General features: G+C 42.5%; 14 protein-coding genes. 6 read left to right on the plus strand and 8 right to left on the minus strand.

Annotated elements, in window-relative coordinates:
- Window positions 1-52: 52 nt before the first annotated feature.
- The 4 genes from G500_RS0109150 to G500_RS0109165 are packed head-to-tail and all read left to right on the plus strand — an operon-like array spanning window position 53 to window position 4101.
- Entirely contained in the window at window positions 53-1267 is a 1215-nt protein-coding gene (locus tag G500_RS0109150) for a hypothetical protein (protein WP_027002344.1), read from the plus strand.
- The gene (locus G500_RS24990) at window positions 1267-2286 is read left to right on the plus strand and encodes a S1C family serine protease (protein WP_027002345.1); all 1020 of its coding nucleotides are present in this window, start codon (window positions 1267-1269) and stop codon (window positions 2284-2286) included. The genes G500_RS0109150 and G500_RS24990 overlap by 1 nt, the downstream gene beginning before the upstream one ends.
- Window positions 2287-2305: 19 nt before the next feature.
- A complete protein-coding gene (locus G500_RS24995) occupies window positions 2306-3184 on the plus strand; it encodes a cell envelope integrity TolA family protein (RefSeq protein WP_051203402.1) in 879 nt (292 codons plus the stop codon).
- An 11-nt stretch (window positions 3185-3195) separates the two neighbouring features.
- Complete coding sequence (locus tag G500_RS0109165) at window positions 3196-4101, plus strand: coiled-coil domain-containing protein (RefSeq protein ID WP_027002346.1); 906 nt, start codon at window positions 3196-3198, stop codon at window positions 4099-4101.
- Window positions 4102-4208: 107 nt separating this feature from the next.
- On the opposite strand, the gene G500_RS0109170 is transcribed toward G500_RS0109165, so the two are convergent.
- Window positions 4209-5102 carry a nuclear transport factor 2 family protein gene (locus G500_RS0109170; protein ID WP_154657093.1) on the minus strand — a complete coding sequence of 298 codons (894 nt, stop codon included), beginning with the start codon at window positions 5100-5102 and terminating at the stop codon, window positions 4209-4211.
- 277 nt (window positions 5103-5379) lie between these two features.
- The gene (locus G500_RS0109175; protein ID WP_027002348.1) at window positions 5380-6027 is read right to left on the minus strand and encodes an MBL fold metallo-hydrolase; all 648 of its coding nucleotides are present in this window, start codon (window positions 6025-6027) and stop codon (window positions 5380-5382) included.
- A gap of 170 nt (window positions 6028-6197) precedes the next feature.
- On the opposite strand from G500_RS0109175, the gene G500_RS0109180 reads away from it, so the two are divergent.
- Window positions 6198-6614, plus strand: coding sequence for a helix-turn-helix domain-containing protein (locus G500_RS0109180; protein WP_027002349.1), 417 nt, complete (start codon window positions 6198-6200; stop codon window positions 6612-6614).
- A 102-nt stretch (window positions 6615-6716) separates the two neighbouring features.
- Here the strand turns inward: G500_RS0109180 and rpoB are convergent, their stop codons facing one another.
- Window positions 6717-10592, minus strand: a complete 3876-nt coding sequence (rpoB, locus tag G500_RS0109185) for a DNA-directed RNA polymerase subunit beta (RefSeq protein WP_027002350.1) — start codon at window positions 10590-10592, stop codon at window positions 6717-6719.
- A 445-nt stretch (window positions 10593-11037) separates the two neighbouring features.
- Window positions 11038-12063 carry a PDDEXK nuclease domain-containing protein gene (locus G500_RS0109190; RefSeq protein ID WP_035756880.1) on the minus strand — a complete coding sequence of 342 codons (1026 nt, stop codon included), beginning with the start codon at window positions 12061-12063 and terminating at the stop codon, window positions 11038-11040.
- Window positions 12064-12490: 427 nt separating this feature from the next.
- Here G500_RS0109190 and G500_RS26160 point away from each other — a divergent pair, with 427 nt between their 5' ends.
- Window positions 12491-12673: a hypothetical protein gene (locus G500_RS26160; RefSeq protein ID WP_154657094.1), complete on the plus strand. Its 183-nt coding sequence runs from the start codon at window positions 12491-12493 to the stop codon at window positions 12671-12673.
- A 161-nt stretch (window positions 12674-12834) separates the two neighbouring features.
- Here the strand turns inward: G500_RS26160 and miaA are convergent, their stop codons facing one another.
- The 4 genes from miaA to G500_RS23010 form a co-directional block, all read right to left on the minus strand.
- Window positions 12835-13749 carry a tRNA (adenosine(37)-N6)-dimethylallyltransferase MiaA gene (gene miaA, locus G500_RS0109200; protein ID WP_027002353.1) on the minus strand — a complete coding sequence of 305 codons (915 nt, stop codon included), beginning with the start codon at window positions 13747-13749 and terminating at the stop codon, window positions 12835-12837.
- Window positions 13750-13854: 105 nt separating this feature from the next.
- Window positions 13855-14832, minus strand: a complete 978-nt coding sequence (locus G500_RS25000; RefSeq protein WP_027002354.1) for a hypothetical protein — start codon at window positions 14830-14832, stop codon at window positions 13855-13857.
- Window positions 14833-14849: 17 nt separating this feature from the next.
- Window positions 14850-15434 (minus strand): DUF4178 domain-containing protein, encoded by a 585-nt coding sequence (locus G500_RS0109210; RefSeq protein ID WP_027002355.1) that lies wholly within the window; start codon window positions 15432-15434, stop codon window positions 14850-14852.
- 130 nt (window positions 15435-15564) lie between these two features.
- The coding region (locus tag G500_RS23010; RefSeq protein ID WP_035756881.1) for a hypothetical protein at window positions 15565-15875 on the minus strand (311 nt) is incomplete at its 5' end.

Genomic DNA, 15875 nt, shown 5'->3' on the forward strand with positions numbered 1-15875 from the left:
GCTTCCCTTCTTTTTCAATTTTATTCCCTACCCTGCAAAACCCACTCTACCGATGAAAAACCTATTTTTTTCAATCCTGATACTCCTTACCCTTAGCACACAGATAGCGTGGGGGCAAGTGGCAAATGATAACACCGCTTTAGAGATGACGAAAGAGATGCTAACCATATTTGCGGATTATGTGTCAAGTCCAAGTGATGTAAAGAATAAAATAAACAGCGCAAATAGTATCAATACACTAAAAGGATTAGATTATCCAAATCTAATAACAGAAGATGTCAAAAAGGCATTAGATAGTAAAGATTTAGATAAAATAAAAAAAAGCATGCAAAGTATTTATACAGGGGTACCAAAAGCAAAAGAATATAAAGATTCAATAGATAAAAAATTAGAAGAAATATACACTAAATATAATAATCAATTAAATAATTCACCACAAAACAGTCAATCTAACCCAGCTGACTCCGCTACCACAACCCGACCAGATTCTGACAGCGTAAATAGCGGTACGTCCGAAAGCGGCACTGAAAACAAAGATATGTATTCAACTCTCCCAAAATTGGGCATAGACGCTGAAGCCGTTTCTTGGATATTGATAGGGGTTGCGGTGCTATCTATCCTAAACTTGCTTTTTTGGTTAGGGCTTCATGGTTCTGTGCGTTCCTTGCGTAAAAAAGTGGCTACACGTAGCAGCAGCAGCGATATAAAAGGCGAAATGCAAAGTTTGCAAAGTAGAATCGGTACGCTCGAAGGTAGTTTAAAAAATGAAATACAGAGTTTGAAAAAGGATATAGAGAGTTTAAGCCACAAAATAGCAAATTTAGAGCAGAAAGCGAGTCAAAACGCTGTTGAAAATCAAGGAACTGCAACCCATAATCCTACTGAAAAACCAGAAGCACACACTACTGATACAAGACAAAGCATTGGGTCAGTTCCAACTCAAGAAGCGTATTACGAAGTGTTGTACGCAAAAAATTTAGATAGAACTAATGGTTTTTCGTCTTCTTCTATTCAAAAAGAAAATAATAAAGATTCTATATACAAAATATTTTTACTAAATAAAAATTTAGGAGAAATTACTCTAAATATAGAGAATCTTGATGCAAAGAAAAAAGCAATGACTGATACAAAGGCTTACCTACGAGCCTGTGAATCCGTCAATGACCCAATAGAAAAATTGAACGTTAGAGTTTTAGAAAAAGGCAGTGTGGTTTTACAAAATGATATTTGGGTTGTTACAAAAAAGGTCAAAATAGAATATATATAATGATGAAAAAAATAGCACTAATTGTTTTCGCATTGGCAGGCATTTTTGCGTTTTTGGTGTTTAGTTGTAGCGACAATCACAAAAAAGGCACTGCCGTTGGCGTTGTGGGTCAGAATGGCATCAAGCTCAAAAATGGCTTGGTGATTTACCTGCTGGGCGTGGAAGGTTCGGAAGCCACCGCCACCTACCTTTCTACGCAAGTAGTGGGCAAGGACATCAAATATCGCGTAGATAAGGGCAGCCGTCAGCGCGTAACGCGCCAAAGTGAGGCGGCTTATGCGTATGTGTATGTGGATAGAATTTGTATCAATAGCCTTTTTCTGCAAAAAGGTATCACGCGCCTAAGCACGCAATACCTCAAAGATAGCCTTCAGAAATACGAAAAATATGCGAAAGCCTATCAAGCGAATAATCCTGCTATCGCCCAACGCGAAGAGAATGAAATTGAAAGCTCTGGGCAGTTGTCATTTAAAGACTTGGTAAAGAAAGTGCGCCCTTCGGTTTTCTTAGTTGGAAACTTTCGGGGCGAAAACGCCGTCGGACAAGGGACAGGTTTTTTTGTCAGTGCAGACGGAAAAGCCCTAAGCAATGAACACGTCTTTGCAGGTGGGAATCGTCAGGAAATCAAAACTTTAGATGGTAGTTTCTATGAGGTTAGTAGTATTTTGGCAAAAAATAGCACAAAAGACTTTGTTTATTTTCAAAATAGTATCAATAGTAGCGTGCCTCACCTTCCGCTGACAAGCCAAATCCCCGAAGTAGGCGAAGATATTTTTGTAGTAGGCAATCCCACAGGCTTGGAAAGCACCGTAACGCGCGGCGTTGTTTCTGCCATTCGCAAAGAAAACGGTATTACCTACGTGCAGATAGATGCCGCCATCTCACCGGGCAGCAGCGGTAGCCCTGTTCTCAATATGCAGGGCGAAGTTTTCGGTATCGCTACCCTAAAAAAGATAGGTTGCGAAAATTGCAACTTTGCCGTCAGTATCGAGTCCATAGCCACAGAAATCGGACGCTAAACACAAAATTTTTCCAGCCATGTCGAATCTGAAAAGTTCCCAAGAGCAGCTCGAAGATTTTATCTTCACTGTCATTTTGAAAGAAAAAAGTAGCCTTTCTTTTTCCAACCAAGACAACAACCTTATCGATTCAGAAGCCACAAAGCTGCAAGTACCCGCTTCTGAAATTGCTGCGGCACGTTTGACTGCCATTGGGCGTTATGAAGCTAAAATACAAGCCCAAAAGGAGTTAGAAGAACGCCAAGCGAAGGAACAGCGCGAATTGGAGGAGCAGCAAGAAGCCGAGCGCGAAGCCTTAGAAAAACAAAAAGCCGAAGAAGCCCGTCGGCTTGCTGAAAAACAAGCCCAAGAAGCCCAAGAACTGCAACGCCAAGCCCAAGAGCGCGAAGAGAAATTGAAGCAAAAACAACTTGAAGAAAAAAAAGAACAGGAGAAACGCCACCACGAGGAGCAGGAAAAAATACGTAGGGCAAGGCTCAAAAAACAACTCAAAATTGGGGCAGTGGCTTTTTTGGCAAGCGTAGTTTTAGGCGTAGGGGGCTTTTTTGGTTTGAAAGCGATAGAGTCGAGCGAGGGCGTTGCCTCTTTACCCTTCCAAACGCTAAGTTTTACAGATACCGCCCTTCAAGAAACCGACCTTTTAGGGGAATATTATGGCAAAACAAATCAAGAAATTATCAGCCTTGAAATATTCTTAGATGCACAAAGTGCCAATGCCCTGCGCTATAAATTTATAGGCGAAGGTTCGCGCTCTTATCCACTCTATTTGGAGTTGGGGGCGCAAAAACTCAATTTCAACTTACCCAATCGTGGCTTAGGCGAAATGCAAATTTCGAAGCATAGTCAGGGGATTTTATTAAAAAATGAATCTATAACGCTTACTAAAAACAATCCTTAATTTCAAAAAAAATGAAAAAATCAAACTTACTTGCCGTCGCTATTTTGAGCCTACTTTTTTTGGCTTCTTGTAGCAAAAGTGAAAACGAGGTGCAGACCCAAGAAGCCTTTAAAGAGGGGGATAACCTCAAAGCCGAAAAAGAGAAAAAAATACGTCAGGACTTAGACACGCTCACCGACCGCATCAAGTCTTTAGGGCAGGCTTTTCAAATCGAACTCCAAAAAGAAGACGAACAGAGCAAAGAAGAGGCACTTTCTATTTTGGCACAATTTGCCGAGCATACCGCCGCCCAGCAAAAGAGTTTGGATTCTTTGCAGCAGGTAATAGACAAAGATGTACCGCTTCTTTCCCAATTCACCAAAGTCGAAATCAATGCACTGCGAAATGATTTAAGCCAAAATCGAGAAATTCTATCATCTTTGCAAAATCAGGTGCAGACGCTAAAAAAAGAGAAAGTAAGCCTGAAAAAAGAAATTCAAAATCTTGAAAAAGAACTTATCGCCAAAGATGATATTATTTCCAAAATCGAGGCGGAGCGTTTGCGCAAACAAAGCGAATTAGAGGCAATATCAGCCAAGATGAAGGAATACGAAAAACGAATTATCGAGGCAGAGGAGCGCATCAAAGCCGCTGAACGCGAAACCGAAGCCGCCGTCAAAGCCGCTAAAATGCAAGCTGCACGCATGTACTACGAAAATGGCGATAACTACTTCAAAGCAGCGCAAGAGCAAAAAACGCTTTTAGGGGTAGGCAAGGATACCAAAAAAGAACTGTATGGAAAAGCCTACGAATACTATCAAAAAGCATACGGTACAGGTTTGATGCCCGAAGCCAATAATAAAATTTGCGTCATGGAAACCGATAAAGAAGTGCTAAAATTTATTACAAATAAGAAAATTTGCAAGGGCGGAAGATAAACCAGATAAACGCACCTTTTAAAACCACAACCCACAAAAAAAAACTCCCCCAAAGCATAAAGCATGGGGGAGTTGAGGTTCAGAAAGGCAAAATTGATACGATTGTGCTATCGCTTGACATTTAGGGTCAGGCAGTTATTTTTGTAGATGTCTTCTTTCAAGATGCGCATAATGACATCTACCTCATCGGCAGGGTGTCCCTTTGTTAGGAAATCGCCAATACTGCCGTCGGTATTGCTAAGGTGAATTTCGCCTGTGCGCTTCCAATAATAAAGGCTTTTGCCGATGGTAATGGTGCGGTCTTTGGTATTATCAGAAGGGTAGTCGATGTCGAAATTTTGGAGGTTGGTAGAATAATTCCTGCCGTTGGGAACGGTAGTCTTGACGACATAGTGCGCTGAATTGAGTCCGCCACTCGATTTGAAGAGTTCGCATAGGCAAGAACCCTTGTATTTTTCATCTTCCAAGCCAATGACGGTATAGTGTGAAATCTTCCAATCGTTGCCCACTTTTCTAAACACCATCGAGACCGTTTCCGAACCTTTCGACCAAACCTCGCCCGAATTTGTAATTTCATAATCTACCAAAAAGACGGCTGTGCCTGTTAGCTCGCGTACTGTGGCGTTGAGTACGTCGGTAACTTTGTAGTTGATTTTCAAGCCATTAGTGCGGATAATTTTGGTTAGATAATCCACAAAGCCGTTGTAGTCGCTATTGACAATGCTGCCTTTTTCGTTGATGCCAAAAGTAACCAAAGTAGAGGTTACATCATTAGAAAAGAACGCCATCACCGACTCTCGGTCTTTACTTTCGCCCAAATTGGTATAGGCATTTGCAAAGTCTAAAATCATTTTCTTAATGACTACCTCTGCCTCTGTGTCGGCTTTTGTCTTGTTTTTATTTGCGTTAGAGGTCGTATTCGTTTTTTGCGCCTGCAAAGGGAAAAGCACAAGCGTAAAGCATACGCCAAAAAGCCATAAGAAAGGAGTAAGATGCTTCATAAGGGTTTCGTTTTTAGGAAGAAAGGGAAATGAAAGCGAATAATTGAGAAAAAGGGTTTTCAAAGCCGAAAACACGTATCGCAGCTAATTGTATCGCAAGATACAAAGCCGCAAGCACTTTCGATGCCTACCCTTCAAAAAATATCAGATAAAAGTAAGGGTTTCGCGTTATCTGACATTTTTTAGATTGAATCATACTAAAATCATTCCAAAGTCTATTTTTTTCATAACATTAACAACCCACCTTTTGTTTTTAGAAGATGCGGCTTAGGCACTTTCAGACAATACGACAAAAAGGATTTGTCTTTTTTTCCTGCCCAATCGTTGTGGGTTGCCCATGTCCGCTATAAACCACTGTTTCTTCAGGCAGTTTGAAAAGTTTGTTATGAATACTAAGCATCAGAGTAGAAGCGTTGCCAAAGGGCAAATCCGTCCTGCCCACACTGCCCCTAAAAAGCACATCGCCGCTGATGCAAAAGCCCTCTTTCGGCGCATAGAAAGCCAAATGCCCCGGCGAATGACCCGGTACATATAAGATTTCTACCTTCGACTCACCCAAAAGCAATTCCCCACTTTCAGGCAGTAGCTTATCTATCTGCGAAGGCTTGATGTTCGGAATCCCATACATTTGCGCCACCTTCGGAAAAGCCTCCATCTGTTTTGCCTCCAAAGGGTGTGCATAGGCTTCCACGCCCCAAGTTTTGCGCACAAATTCTGCCCCAAAGACATGGTCTAAATGGCAATGCGTATGCCAAAGTGCCACAATTTCTAAGCCCCTCGACTCGATATACGCCTTCAATTCCGCCTCCTCGTGCGCCTGATAGCAGCCTGCATCTATCACAACGGTCTTGCGTGTGGCAGAATCGGTGAGCAAGTAAGTATTTTCGGAAAAAGGACTAAACGTAAAATAGGTTACTTCCAACATGAGGTCTTTTCGTAAAGGTAAAACAATTAAGGCAGCGTTTTGCGCCTTCTTTCCAAAACGTAAAAATACAACATAAAAACCAAAGCAGGAAATAACGTCATGCAAAGTAAAAAGAGTAACTTTGTGTGGTAGCATTTCAAATATTTTTCACAAACTCAACTATTTATTTTATGAAAATGAAGATAGGAAGTAGGCTATATGCCATCCGCCAAGAAAAAAAGTTCAACCAAGCAGAAATGGCTGACTTATTAGGGGTTTCACCTGCCACCTATTCGCGGATAGAGCGCAACGAGAGCAGCATTGACCTTGAACAATTATCGCGTTTCGCAGAAATTTTACAAGTCCCTCTCCAAGAATTTCTACCTGAAACCTTTGCTATCCACAACAAAAAAAATGAAAGTGGACAAGTAGGCTTTATCATAGGCAACTACTACAATGCTTTGTATATGGACAATGATGCAGAGAAAAACCAACTAAGGCAGCAAATAGCCTTACAAGAGCAGAAGATTCTTTTTTTAGATGAAAAGATAAAAATATTAGAATCTGAACTTGAAACTTATAAAAAAATACTTCTAAATAAAAGTTGAATTTTACACAAACAAAAACCCTTCACTTTTTCAAGCGAAGGGTTTGTTTTTAGGTCAAAAAGTCAAGACTTTAGAGAAATCTATGCTCCTTAGTCGCGTTAATTAGTCTAAGCTAATTTCTAACGCCAAACCTCTCAATTCGTGAATCAAGACGTTGAAAGATTCAGGGATATTCGGTTCAGGTAAGTTTTCGCCCTTCACAATCGCCTCATACGCTTTGGCTCTGCCAATCACGTCGTCAGATTTGACCGTCAAGATTTCGCGCAAGATGTGAGAAGCACCAAAGGCTTCCAATGCCCAAACCTCCATCTCACCGAAACGCTGACCCCCAAACTGCGCCTTACCGCCCAAAGGCTGCTGCGTAATGAGCGAGTAAGGACCGATAGAACGCGCGTGCATCTTGTCATCAACTAAGTGTCCGAGTTTGAGCATATAGATGACCCCTACGGTAACGTTTTGGTCAAATTTCTCACCTGTTCTGCCGTCATAAAGCGGCGCACGTCCCCAATCGGGCAAGCCTGCTTTTTTGAGTTCCTCTTCTACCTCCTCTTCGGAAGCACCATCGAAAATTGGCGTTGCATACTTAACGCCCATTTTCAGACCTGCCCAACCCAAGAGCGTTTCATAAATCTGACCTAAGTTCATACGCGAAGGTACGCCCAAGGGGTTCAAAACAATATCAACAGGAGTGCCATCTTCCAAGAAAGGCATATCTTCCTCGCGGACGATACGGGCTACAATACCCTTGTTACCGTGCCTACCTGCCATCTTATCACCCACTTTGAGCTTGCGCTTTTTGGCGATATAAACTTTGGCAAGCTGTACGATACCCGCAGGAAGTTCGTCGCCGACTTCTTTGGCAAAACGCTCACGCTTGAAGGCTGCCGAAATTTCGTTGCGCTTTTTGTTGTAATTGCGCACCATCTCGACCAAAAGTTTATTCGTGTGCTTGTCTTCTGTCCAATTGTCGAGGATAACGTCGTCTATAAAATTGACCTCTTCGGGGACATTATACAAACTCTCATCACGATAGACATTTTTAGGCGGGAAGAAGTTTTCTTCAATATTTTTCTTATTGAATTTCGCACCCGAAGGCATGACTTGGTCGCCAAATTTGTGTACGATACCTTGCGAGGTTTTGCCTGCCAAAAGCACGTCCATCTTTTCAATCATTTCGGCACGCAAAGCGGTTAGGTCGCGGCTATAATTTTTCTTCAAAGCCTCGACTTCTTTCTTGACCTTAGCGCGTGTGTCTTTATCTTTTTTAGGTCTTGAAAAGAGTTGTGTTCCAATGACAACGCCTTGCAAAGAGGCAGGCGCACGCATGGAAGCGTCTTTTACATCACCCGCCTTATCGCCAAAGATGGCGCGAAGAAGTTTCTCTTCGGGAGTAGGGTCAGTTTCGCCTTTTGGAGTAGTTTTGCCTATCAAAATATCCTGCTCACGCACTTCCGAACCAATGCGAATGATGCCACGCTCGTCGAGGTTCTTAACAGCGTCTTCGCTCACGTTTGGAATTTCAGGCGTTAGCTCCTCTTCACCACGCTTGGTGTCGCGCACTTCGAGTTCGAATTGTTCGATGTGAATAGAGGTATAAATATCTTCGCGGACGATTTTTTCAGAAATAACAATCGCGTCCTCAAAATTATAGCCCTGCCAAGGCATGAAGGCTACTTTTAGATTCCTACCCAACGCCAATTCGCCTTTTTCGGTAGCATAGCCCTGACACAAGACCTCGCCTTTGCTTACTTTTTGTCCCTTCAAAACGATAGGGCGCAAATTGATACAAGTATCTTGGTTGGTACGCTTAAATTTGGTGAGTTTGTAGGTTACGGTTTCACCGTCAAAATTTACCAAACGCTGCTCGTCTGTCCATTCGTATTTGATGACAATTTTGGAAGCATCGACAAAAAGAACTTCGCCTTCGCCTTCTGCCAAAATCAAGGCACGTGAATCGAGAGCGGCGCGGCGTTCCAAACCTGTTCCGACGATAGGAGCTTCGGGGCGCAAAAGCGGCACTGCCTGACGCTGCATGTTCGAACCCATCAGGGCGCGGTTTGCGTCATTGTGTTCCAAAAAGGGAATCATAGAGGCTGCCACCGAAACGATTTGGTTAGGCGCAACGTCCATGTAAGAAATCTCTTTGGGGTCTTCAAGCGGAAAGTCGCCCTGCTTGCGGCACTTGATTTTGTCAGTAGAAATGTTGCCTTCCTCATCTACAAAACGGCTTGCAGGTGCAATGTTCTGCTCGTCTTCTTCTTCGGCTGTTAGATAGAGAATGTCTTTCGAAACAATACCCTCGCGTACAGGACGGTAAGGCGTTTCGATAAAGCCCATGTCATTTACTTTGGCATGGACGCAAAGAGAAGAAATCAGACCAATGTTAGGACCTTCGGGCGTTTCAATGGTACAAAGTCTGCCGTAGTGCGTGTAATGCACGTCGCGGACTTCGAAGCCTGCTCTTTCACGTGAAAGACCGCCCGGTCCTAAGGCAGACATACGCCTTTTGTGCGTAACCTCTGCCAAGGGGTTGGTTTGGTCCATGAACTGCGAAAGCTGGTTTGTACCAAAAAACGAATTGATAACCGAAGAAAGGGTACGCGCATTGATAAGGTCGGCAGGTTTGAAGTCTTCGCTATCACGGACGTTCATACGCTCTTTGATGGTACGCGCCATACGCGCCAAGCCTACCCCAAATTGGCTATACAACTGCTCGCCTACGGTACGAACCCTTCTATTAGAAAGGTGGTCGATGTCATCTACCGAAACGCGCGAATTGATAAGCGTAATGAGGTGATTGATGATGCGGATAATGTCCTCTTTTGTCAGGACGCGCACATCTATATCAATGTCGAGTTCTAATTTTTTATTGATACGATAACGCCCTACGTCGCCCAAATCATAGCGTTTTTCGCTAAAAAATAGACTTTGGATAACTTCGCGTGCCGTTTGCTCATCAGGAGCTTCGGTGTTACGAAGTTGGCGATAGATTTGCTCTACGGCTTCTTTTTCCGAGTTGGAGCTATCTTTTTGTAGGGTATTATAGATAATGGCATAATCCTGAATATTGACATCTTCGCGATGCAAAATAATTACCTCTGCATTCGAGCTAAGAATGGTATCAATATCTTCGGCTTCGATGACATGGTCGCGCTCTAAAAGGACTTCGTTGCGCGAAAGGATTACGACTTCGCCTGTGTCTTCATCTACTAAGTCTTCTGTCCAGGTACGCAAAACACGCGCTGCCAATCTGCGTCCTTCTACGCCTTTGAGTGTATCGGGCTTTTTGCGGTCTACTTTAATTTCTTCTGAAAGTCCGAAGAGGTCTAAAATTTCCTTATCCGAACCGTATCCGATGGCGCGAAGAAGGGTCGTTACGGGAAACTTCTTTTTGCGGTCGATGTAGGCATACATGACGTTATTTACGTCTGTGGCAAATTCTATCCACGAGCCACGAAAAGGAATGATACGCGCCGAATAGAGTTTGGTGCCGTTGGTGTGTTTGCTTTGCGCAAAAAAGACACCCGGCGAACGGTGCAACTGCGACACGATAACGCGCTCTGCCCCATTGATAACAAAGGAGGCTTTTTCCGTCATGACGGGGATATTGCCTAAAAATACTTCCTGCTCGATGGTCTTGAAATCTTCATTGTCTTCATCATTACAAGAAAGCCTAAGTTTTGCTTTCAACGGCACAGCATAGGTAAGTCCGCGCTCTACACATTCTTCTACCGAATATTTAGGCGGGTCTATGGCGTAGTCTATAAATTCGAGTACGTAGTTTTCGCGCGAGTCGGTGATGGGGAAGTTCTCCATAAAGACTTTATAGAGTCCATCTTTCTTGCGCTGTTCGGGCGGCGTTCCGATTTGGAAAAAATCTTGAAACGATTTGGTCTGTACTTCCAAAAAGTCGGGGTAGTCAATAATCGGATTCGTTTTGCCGAAATTAAGTCTGCCGTATTTGAGTTGATGAGCCACAGGCTTGGAAAGGTTTTGAGTGAAAGAAATGCGATTGAACCAAAGAGAGGTTGGCTACCGCCTTTGTCGTTGGGGCGAAAAAAGGCGTTCAATACTATTTTTCACGCTATTTCGATGCTACTCCCATTCTACGGAAAAGCCCTTCTGTGGGTATAAGCAGTATGTAGCGAAAATATCTCGCAAAATTAGATTTTTTTTTCCATACTGCGAAATTTTACCGTCTTTTTTTCTAAAAAACAGCCCCCTTTAAAAGCAGTCGTTGTATAGGGTTAAGCCTAACATTGAGGTTTGTTTTTTAATTATTGGAACACTACGGACAAGGTGATTTTTCAATGCAAAAAAAGAGAATTTTAAATTAGAAAAAGTTAATTTTCCTATAACAGTTTTTTTTACGTTGTCACCACAGAATCAAATCGTTTTGGAGGGGCTACGGACAACGGGGGTTTCACGGTTTTTTGTGGTTTTTGAGTGTTTGCAATTTTTCTATTTCCCGTATTAGTGTTTCTTTTTCGGGAATATAGTAAAGGTATTTAGAGGCAAAAATATGATTACTCAAACCGCCTAAGGCATACTCAACCATTACTTCGTTTTTGGCTTGACACAAAATAATGCCTATTGGGGCTTGGTCTATTTCGTCATTTACTTCTGCTTTGTAGTAATTGAGGTAAAGGTTCATTTGCCCAATATGATTATGTTCGAGTTTGCCCATTTTCAAATCAATTAAGACATAACAACGTAAAATCTTATTGTAAAAAACCATATCCACGTAATAGTGTACGTTGTCAATCGTGATGCGTTGTTGCGAACCCACATACATAAAACCTTTGCCAAGTTCCAACAAAAAATCCTCTATGTGGCGAATAAGGCGTTTTTCAAGGTCGCTTTCCAAAAATGTTTTCTCTTCGGCTATGCCCAAAAATTCAAAAATGTAGGGATTTTTGAGTATGTCCTGCGGCTTTTCAATGATTTGCCCTTTTTGTGCCAAAGCCAACAGTTCTGCTTTATGGTCTGTGCCTTTGGAAAGCAAAAGCCGTTCAAAAAGGGAGGTATTGATTTGGCGTTTGAGTTCTTTCACGCCCCAACCCGCCGCTATAGCTTCTATTTCATAAAATTGGCGTGCAGATTCGTCTTCTATATAAATAAGTTCACAATAATGCGACCATGTCAATTTGCCAGAAAGCGTCTGGCAATTTGGATATTTGAGATAAAACAAACGCATATTTTGCAAATTACTGCGTGAGTAACCCTTACCTAATTTCTGTGTAAGTTCGTTGGAAAGCAGCGTCAAGGTCTTTTTACCATACTCTGCCGTAGCTTTTCCGCCCTGTTCGTCTTCTACAATGCGTTTGCCTACTTCCCAATTCGCTTGCACGAGTGCATCATTTACCAAACGTACAGCATACACACGCGCTTGCGTATGAATAGCGACAATATCATTTATGAGGAGTTCTAATTGGTTTTCCGATTTCATTTTTTTGTTCAATTAATTAAAAAGAATATTTAATATTTTCTGCTTTCTACAATCTAAATCCCAACCGCTTTTCTAATTCGAGTGCCAAGTTCCAAAATAAAATCTTGCAAGTGGGCAATCAACGCTCCTGCTGGGCGTAGCCTCCGACTGCAACCTATCAGTAGGGCAAATCTTAGATTTGCATTGCAAGATACTACAAAAATAGCAAGAAAAATAGGCAAAGTGCTATTTTGTAAGTATTTTTGTAGCAGCCCCCTTTGCAAATCTAAGATTTGCTGGATTGATAAGTCTTAGTCGCAGACTAAGCCTAACTTTTAGTTTTGTTTTTTAACTATTTGGAAACTACGCACAGCAGGGGGCAAACAAAGACCTTTTAACAGAATTAGCAAGGCTAAGTGCCGAACAAAGGGCAATTTATGAAGAAAATTTGATTCAATATTGGGGTATGAAAAGTGCGATTGAAACAGCAGTAGAAACGGCAGTAGAAGAACGAGAAATTGAAATTGCAAAAAATGGTATTTTAAAAGGTTATGGAAATAAGACAATTTCAGATTTGACTGGTTTAACAGTAGAGCAAATAGAAAAACTACGTGCAGAACTGAAAAAATAAAACCAATAACAATATTGTATTTCTAAAAGATGGGCTTATGTGCGTGAAGCAGTGCTGCAAGCACTACAAACTACTTTTCAAAAATAGAAAATTATCTTGGAAATATCAACGCTTTCAAATACGCTCTACAATTTTTTAGCCTCCTTACTGCCCAAATCAGCCTAATCAGCAGCTATTCGCTTTTCTATCTGACCCAAAACCCAATCTTGTGACTTTCCTTCTATATCGAGCCAAAGGAAGTCGGCATCTTTGCGAAACCACGTAAGTTGTCTTTTGGCGTAACGGCGTGTGTTTTGTTTGATTTGTGCCACTGTTTGGGCAAAATCAGTCAGCCCTTCGAAATACGGAAAAAATTCCTGATAGCCTACCGTCTGCAAGGCGTTGAGATGGCGAAAAGGATACAATTCCCGAACTTCCTGCTCCAAACCCAATTCAAGCATTTGCTCAACACGCGCCTCAATGCGAGCATACAGCATTGGGCGCGGACGGTCTAACATAATCTTGACAATCCGAAAAGGGCGCGTTTTTTTTTCTTGTGTTCGAAAACTCGAAAAGGGCTGCCCTGTGGCACGAATTACCTCTAAGGCGCGAACAACACGCTGCCCATTGGCTTTATCTACCTGCTCAAAATAAAGTGGGTCGCTGGTTTTTAGTTCTTCTAATAAAGCCTCAACTCCTTCATTTTCAAGCAGTTGCATCAAATCCTGACGAAAAGAAAGCGGCACTTCGGGCATTTGGTCTAAACCTTCACAAAGGGCTTTGATAAAAAGCCCACTCCCCCCTACCAAAAGCGCGTATTGCTTTTTTTGGAATAAATCAGACAAAACAGAAAGGGCTTCTCTTTCGAAGTCGGCGACGGTATAGCGTTCCGCGATAGGCAGAAAATCTACAAAATGGTGAGGCACACATGCCAAATCCGAAGGCGAGGGCTTTGCCGTTCCAATCGCCATCTGGCGATAAAACTGTCGCGAGTCGGCAGAGAGAATTTCGGTATCTAATCGCTCTGCCAAAGCCAAACTTAGGGCGGTCTTTCCTACCGCAGTGGCTCCTGCCAAAACTACAAGCGTAGGCAACATAGCTAAGGATTTCAATTAGCAATAAAAAACTTTGCCAAAGTCTAAAAAGACTTGACAAAGTTATAGAAACGAGAATGAAAGAAGTTTTTTTTGCAATCCTAATTTTTACTTACCGCCACGCGAGGAAGAACCAGAACGGCTGTATGAACTGCCACTACTGCCACTATAACGCGACGAACTACGCGAAATGCGCGAAGAAGACGAGGACGAGGAACTGCTGCTCGATGTGGCATATTTTGCCGACGAGCTACGCGATACCCTGCCACTCACCTTATTTTGAAAAGAGCTTTTCGAGCCTGCTGTCGAGCTTGTGGAAAAAGAAGAAGATGAACTTTTGCCCAAAGCCGTAGAAGATACAGAGGCGTAGCGATTGCTGGGGCTTCGCGAAACGGTAGAGCTAACGCGCGATTTGAACGAATTGGGATTCGAAGATTGCGTCGTTACCGAAGTAGTACCGTAGGGGCGCATGCTGGTAGAAGTGCTGCTGGTACCATAATAAGGGCTTCTGCCGCTATAATTTCTTCGGTAGTCGTCATACCTGTTTTGGTAAATTGGATAGCCACCCAAACCCATCATATCGCGCATAAAAGCATACTGCCCGTAAAAATGCCACACCGAACTGCTGCCACTGCCATGCCAATAACCGTAATGCGTATTGCCTACATAGCGATTGTACCCGGGGGGCGCAGCTACTTTGGAAACCTTGCCATCTTCGCCTTTCGAAACCAATTCCATGCCCATATCGTCTATATGACGCATAAAAAAGTTTTCCGAAACAGGTAGCCACTCGCCAAGTGAATCGCGCACCTCTTTTTCGTTGGGCGCATTGGTCTTGGGCAAGATAAATTTGTAGCGATGGCGATATTCGTTGGCAGATAGGAAATTATCTTCTTTGTCTATATCGTACAAAATCACTGAATAGGTCTTGTATCCGTCTAAATTGCGGACAAATTCGTCTGTCGGCGTTTTGAATTGCCCCGCATTGCCACAAGCCGATACCAGCCAAAGCAAAAGCAACGCCCAAATGCCTCGCCCATAACGTTGGCTGTAAAATTGAAAAGAATAGAAATGTTTATGGTTCATTTTTCAGTTTGATTGGGTTATAACATTTGAGTTGGGTTGCCTGTCGGTAGGATATTCGAAATCTCAAACTCCTCGATGTAGAAACCCTTTGAAGCCTCAAATTCCTCTTCGTCATATTGTTCGATGCTAAGGGTATTTTTACCCGATTTGTCTAAATAGACCCATTCTACCATTTCGCAGGAATCTTCGTGTCTATTTTTGGTTACATTCCGAAAATAGCCGTAATTTTCCTCCTCCCGATAATATTCCACGCCTTCGTACTGCAAAGTTAGCGGCGGCTTGCCCGTCTGTCTAACGGTTTCGGCAATAGGCGGCGTGAGCAAGCTCACACGCAATTTTTGTGAAACCACCAGATAAAGTTCGCCGTCCTCGTCATCAACACTCAAAAAGAGTTGGTCTTTGCCCGAATGTAACAGAAAAGTGTCTGTGAAATAATTATCACCCCAGTCATACACAAAATGCTCCTTCACCTCCCACGTCTTTAGCTCGTAGTCTAAAACAAAGCCAATGCGTAGGTCTTGCACCCGAATATTGGTAGGGTCGTAATGAAGGGCAGGCTCTTGCTCTTCTTGCTTCTTTTTTTTGAAAAAACCAAAAGGCATAACGTTAGGAATTTAGGGTAAAATGAAAGACTGATACAAAGAACCTTTTATTTTCTGAAATAAAAAGGAAGGCTTCTCTACTTTGTCATAAAGATACGATTTTTTTGTGAAAAGGATAGACAAAAGCCACTTAGTCTTCAAAAAAGTTGGAAGATTTCTTCTCCTCGCGCTCTTTGCGAACCTCAGCAAAAAAACGCTCACTTTCCGCCTTCATATTTTCTACCTCTTGCGCCGACTCCTCAAAAAAGGCTTTATTAGTCATCTTTGGTTCGGCAGTTGTTTCTGATTCGAAAAAATTATGCCCCACCCCATCTTGACTTTCATTTTCAAAGAAGTTTTCGCTTAAAACCGTTTCGCTTTCAAATTTGGGCGCAGTTTCGACCTGCAAACCGTTTTCAGAAGAAGCCACAAAAGGCGTTTCGGACTCAAAAAAATTGCCGC

This window comes from Hugenholtzia roseola DSM 9546 (genome assembly GCF_000422585.1).
GTDB classification, from domain to species: Bacteria; Bacteroidota; Bacteroidia; order Cytophagales; family Bernardetiaceae; genus Hugenholtzia; species Hugenholtzia roseola.

Excerpts from the sequence above, each read along its gene's own strand:
- G500_RS0109170 (WP_154657093.1), bottom strand. The coding sequence starts at position 5,102 with ATGAAGCATCTTACTCCTTTCTTATGGCTTTTTGGCGTATGCTTTACG.
- G500_RS25000 (WP_027002354.1), bottom strand. The coding sequence starts at position 14,832 with ATGAACCATAAACATTTCTATTCTTTTCAATTTTACAGCCAACGTTAT.
- G500_RS0109150 (WP_027002344.1), top strand. The coding sequence starts at position 53 with ATGAAAAACCTATTTTTTTCAATCCTGATACTCCTTACCCTTAGCACA.
- G500_RS24995 (WP_051203402.1), top strand. The coding sequence starts at position 2,306 with ATGTCGAATCTGAAAAGTTCCCAAGAGCAGCTCGAAGATTTTATCTTC.
- miaA (WP_027002353.1), bottom strand. The coding sequence starts at position 13,749 with ATGTTGCCTACGCTTGTAGTTTTGGCAGGAGCCACTGCGGTAGGAAAG.
- G500_RS0109180 (WP_027002349.1), top strand. The coding sequence starts at position 6,198 with ATGAAAATGAAGATAGGAAGTAGGCTATATGCCATCCGCCAAGAAAAA.
- G500_RS24990 (WP_027002345.1), top strand. The coding sequence starts at position 1,267 with ATGATGAAAAAAATAGCACTAATTGTTTTCGCATTGGCAGGCATTTTT.
- G500_RS0109175 (WP_027002348.1), bottom strand. The coding sequence starts at position 6,027 with ATGTTGGAAGTAACCTATTTTACGTTTAGTCCTTTTTCCGAAAATACT.
- G500_RS0109165 (WP_027002346.1), top strand. The coding sequence starts at position 3,196 with ATGAAAAAATCAAACTTACTTGCCGTCGCTATTTTGAGCCTACTTTTT.
- G500_RS0109190 (WP_035756880.1), bottom strand. The coding sequence starts at position 12,063 with ATGAAATCGGAAAACCAATTAGAACTCCTCATAAATGATATTGTCGCT.
- G500_RS0109210 (WP_027002355.1), bottom strand. The coding sequence starts at position 15,434 with ATGCCTTTTGGTTTTTTCAAAAAAAAGAAGCAAGAAGAGCAAGAGCCT.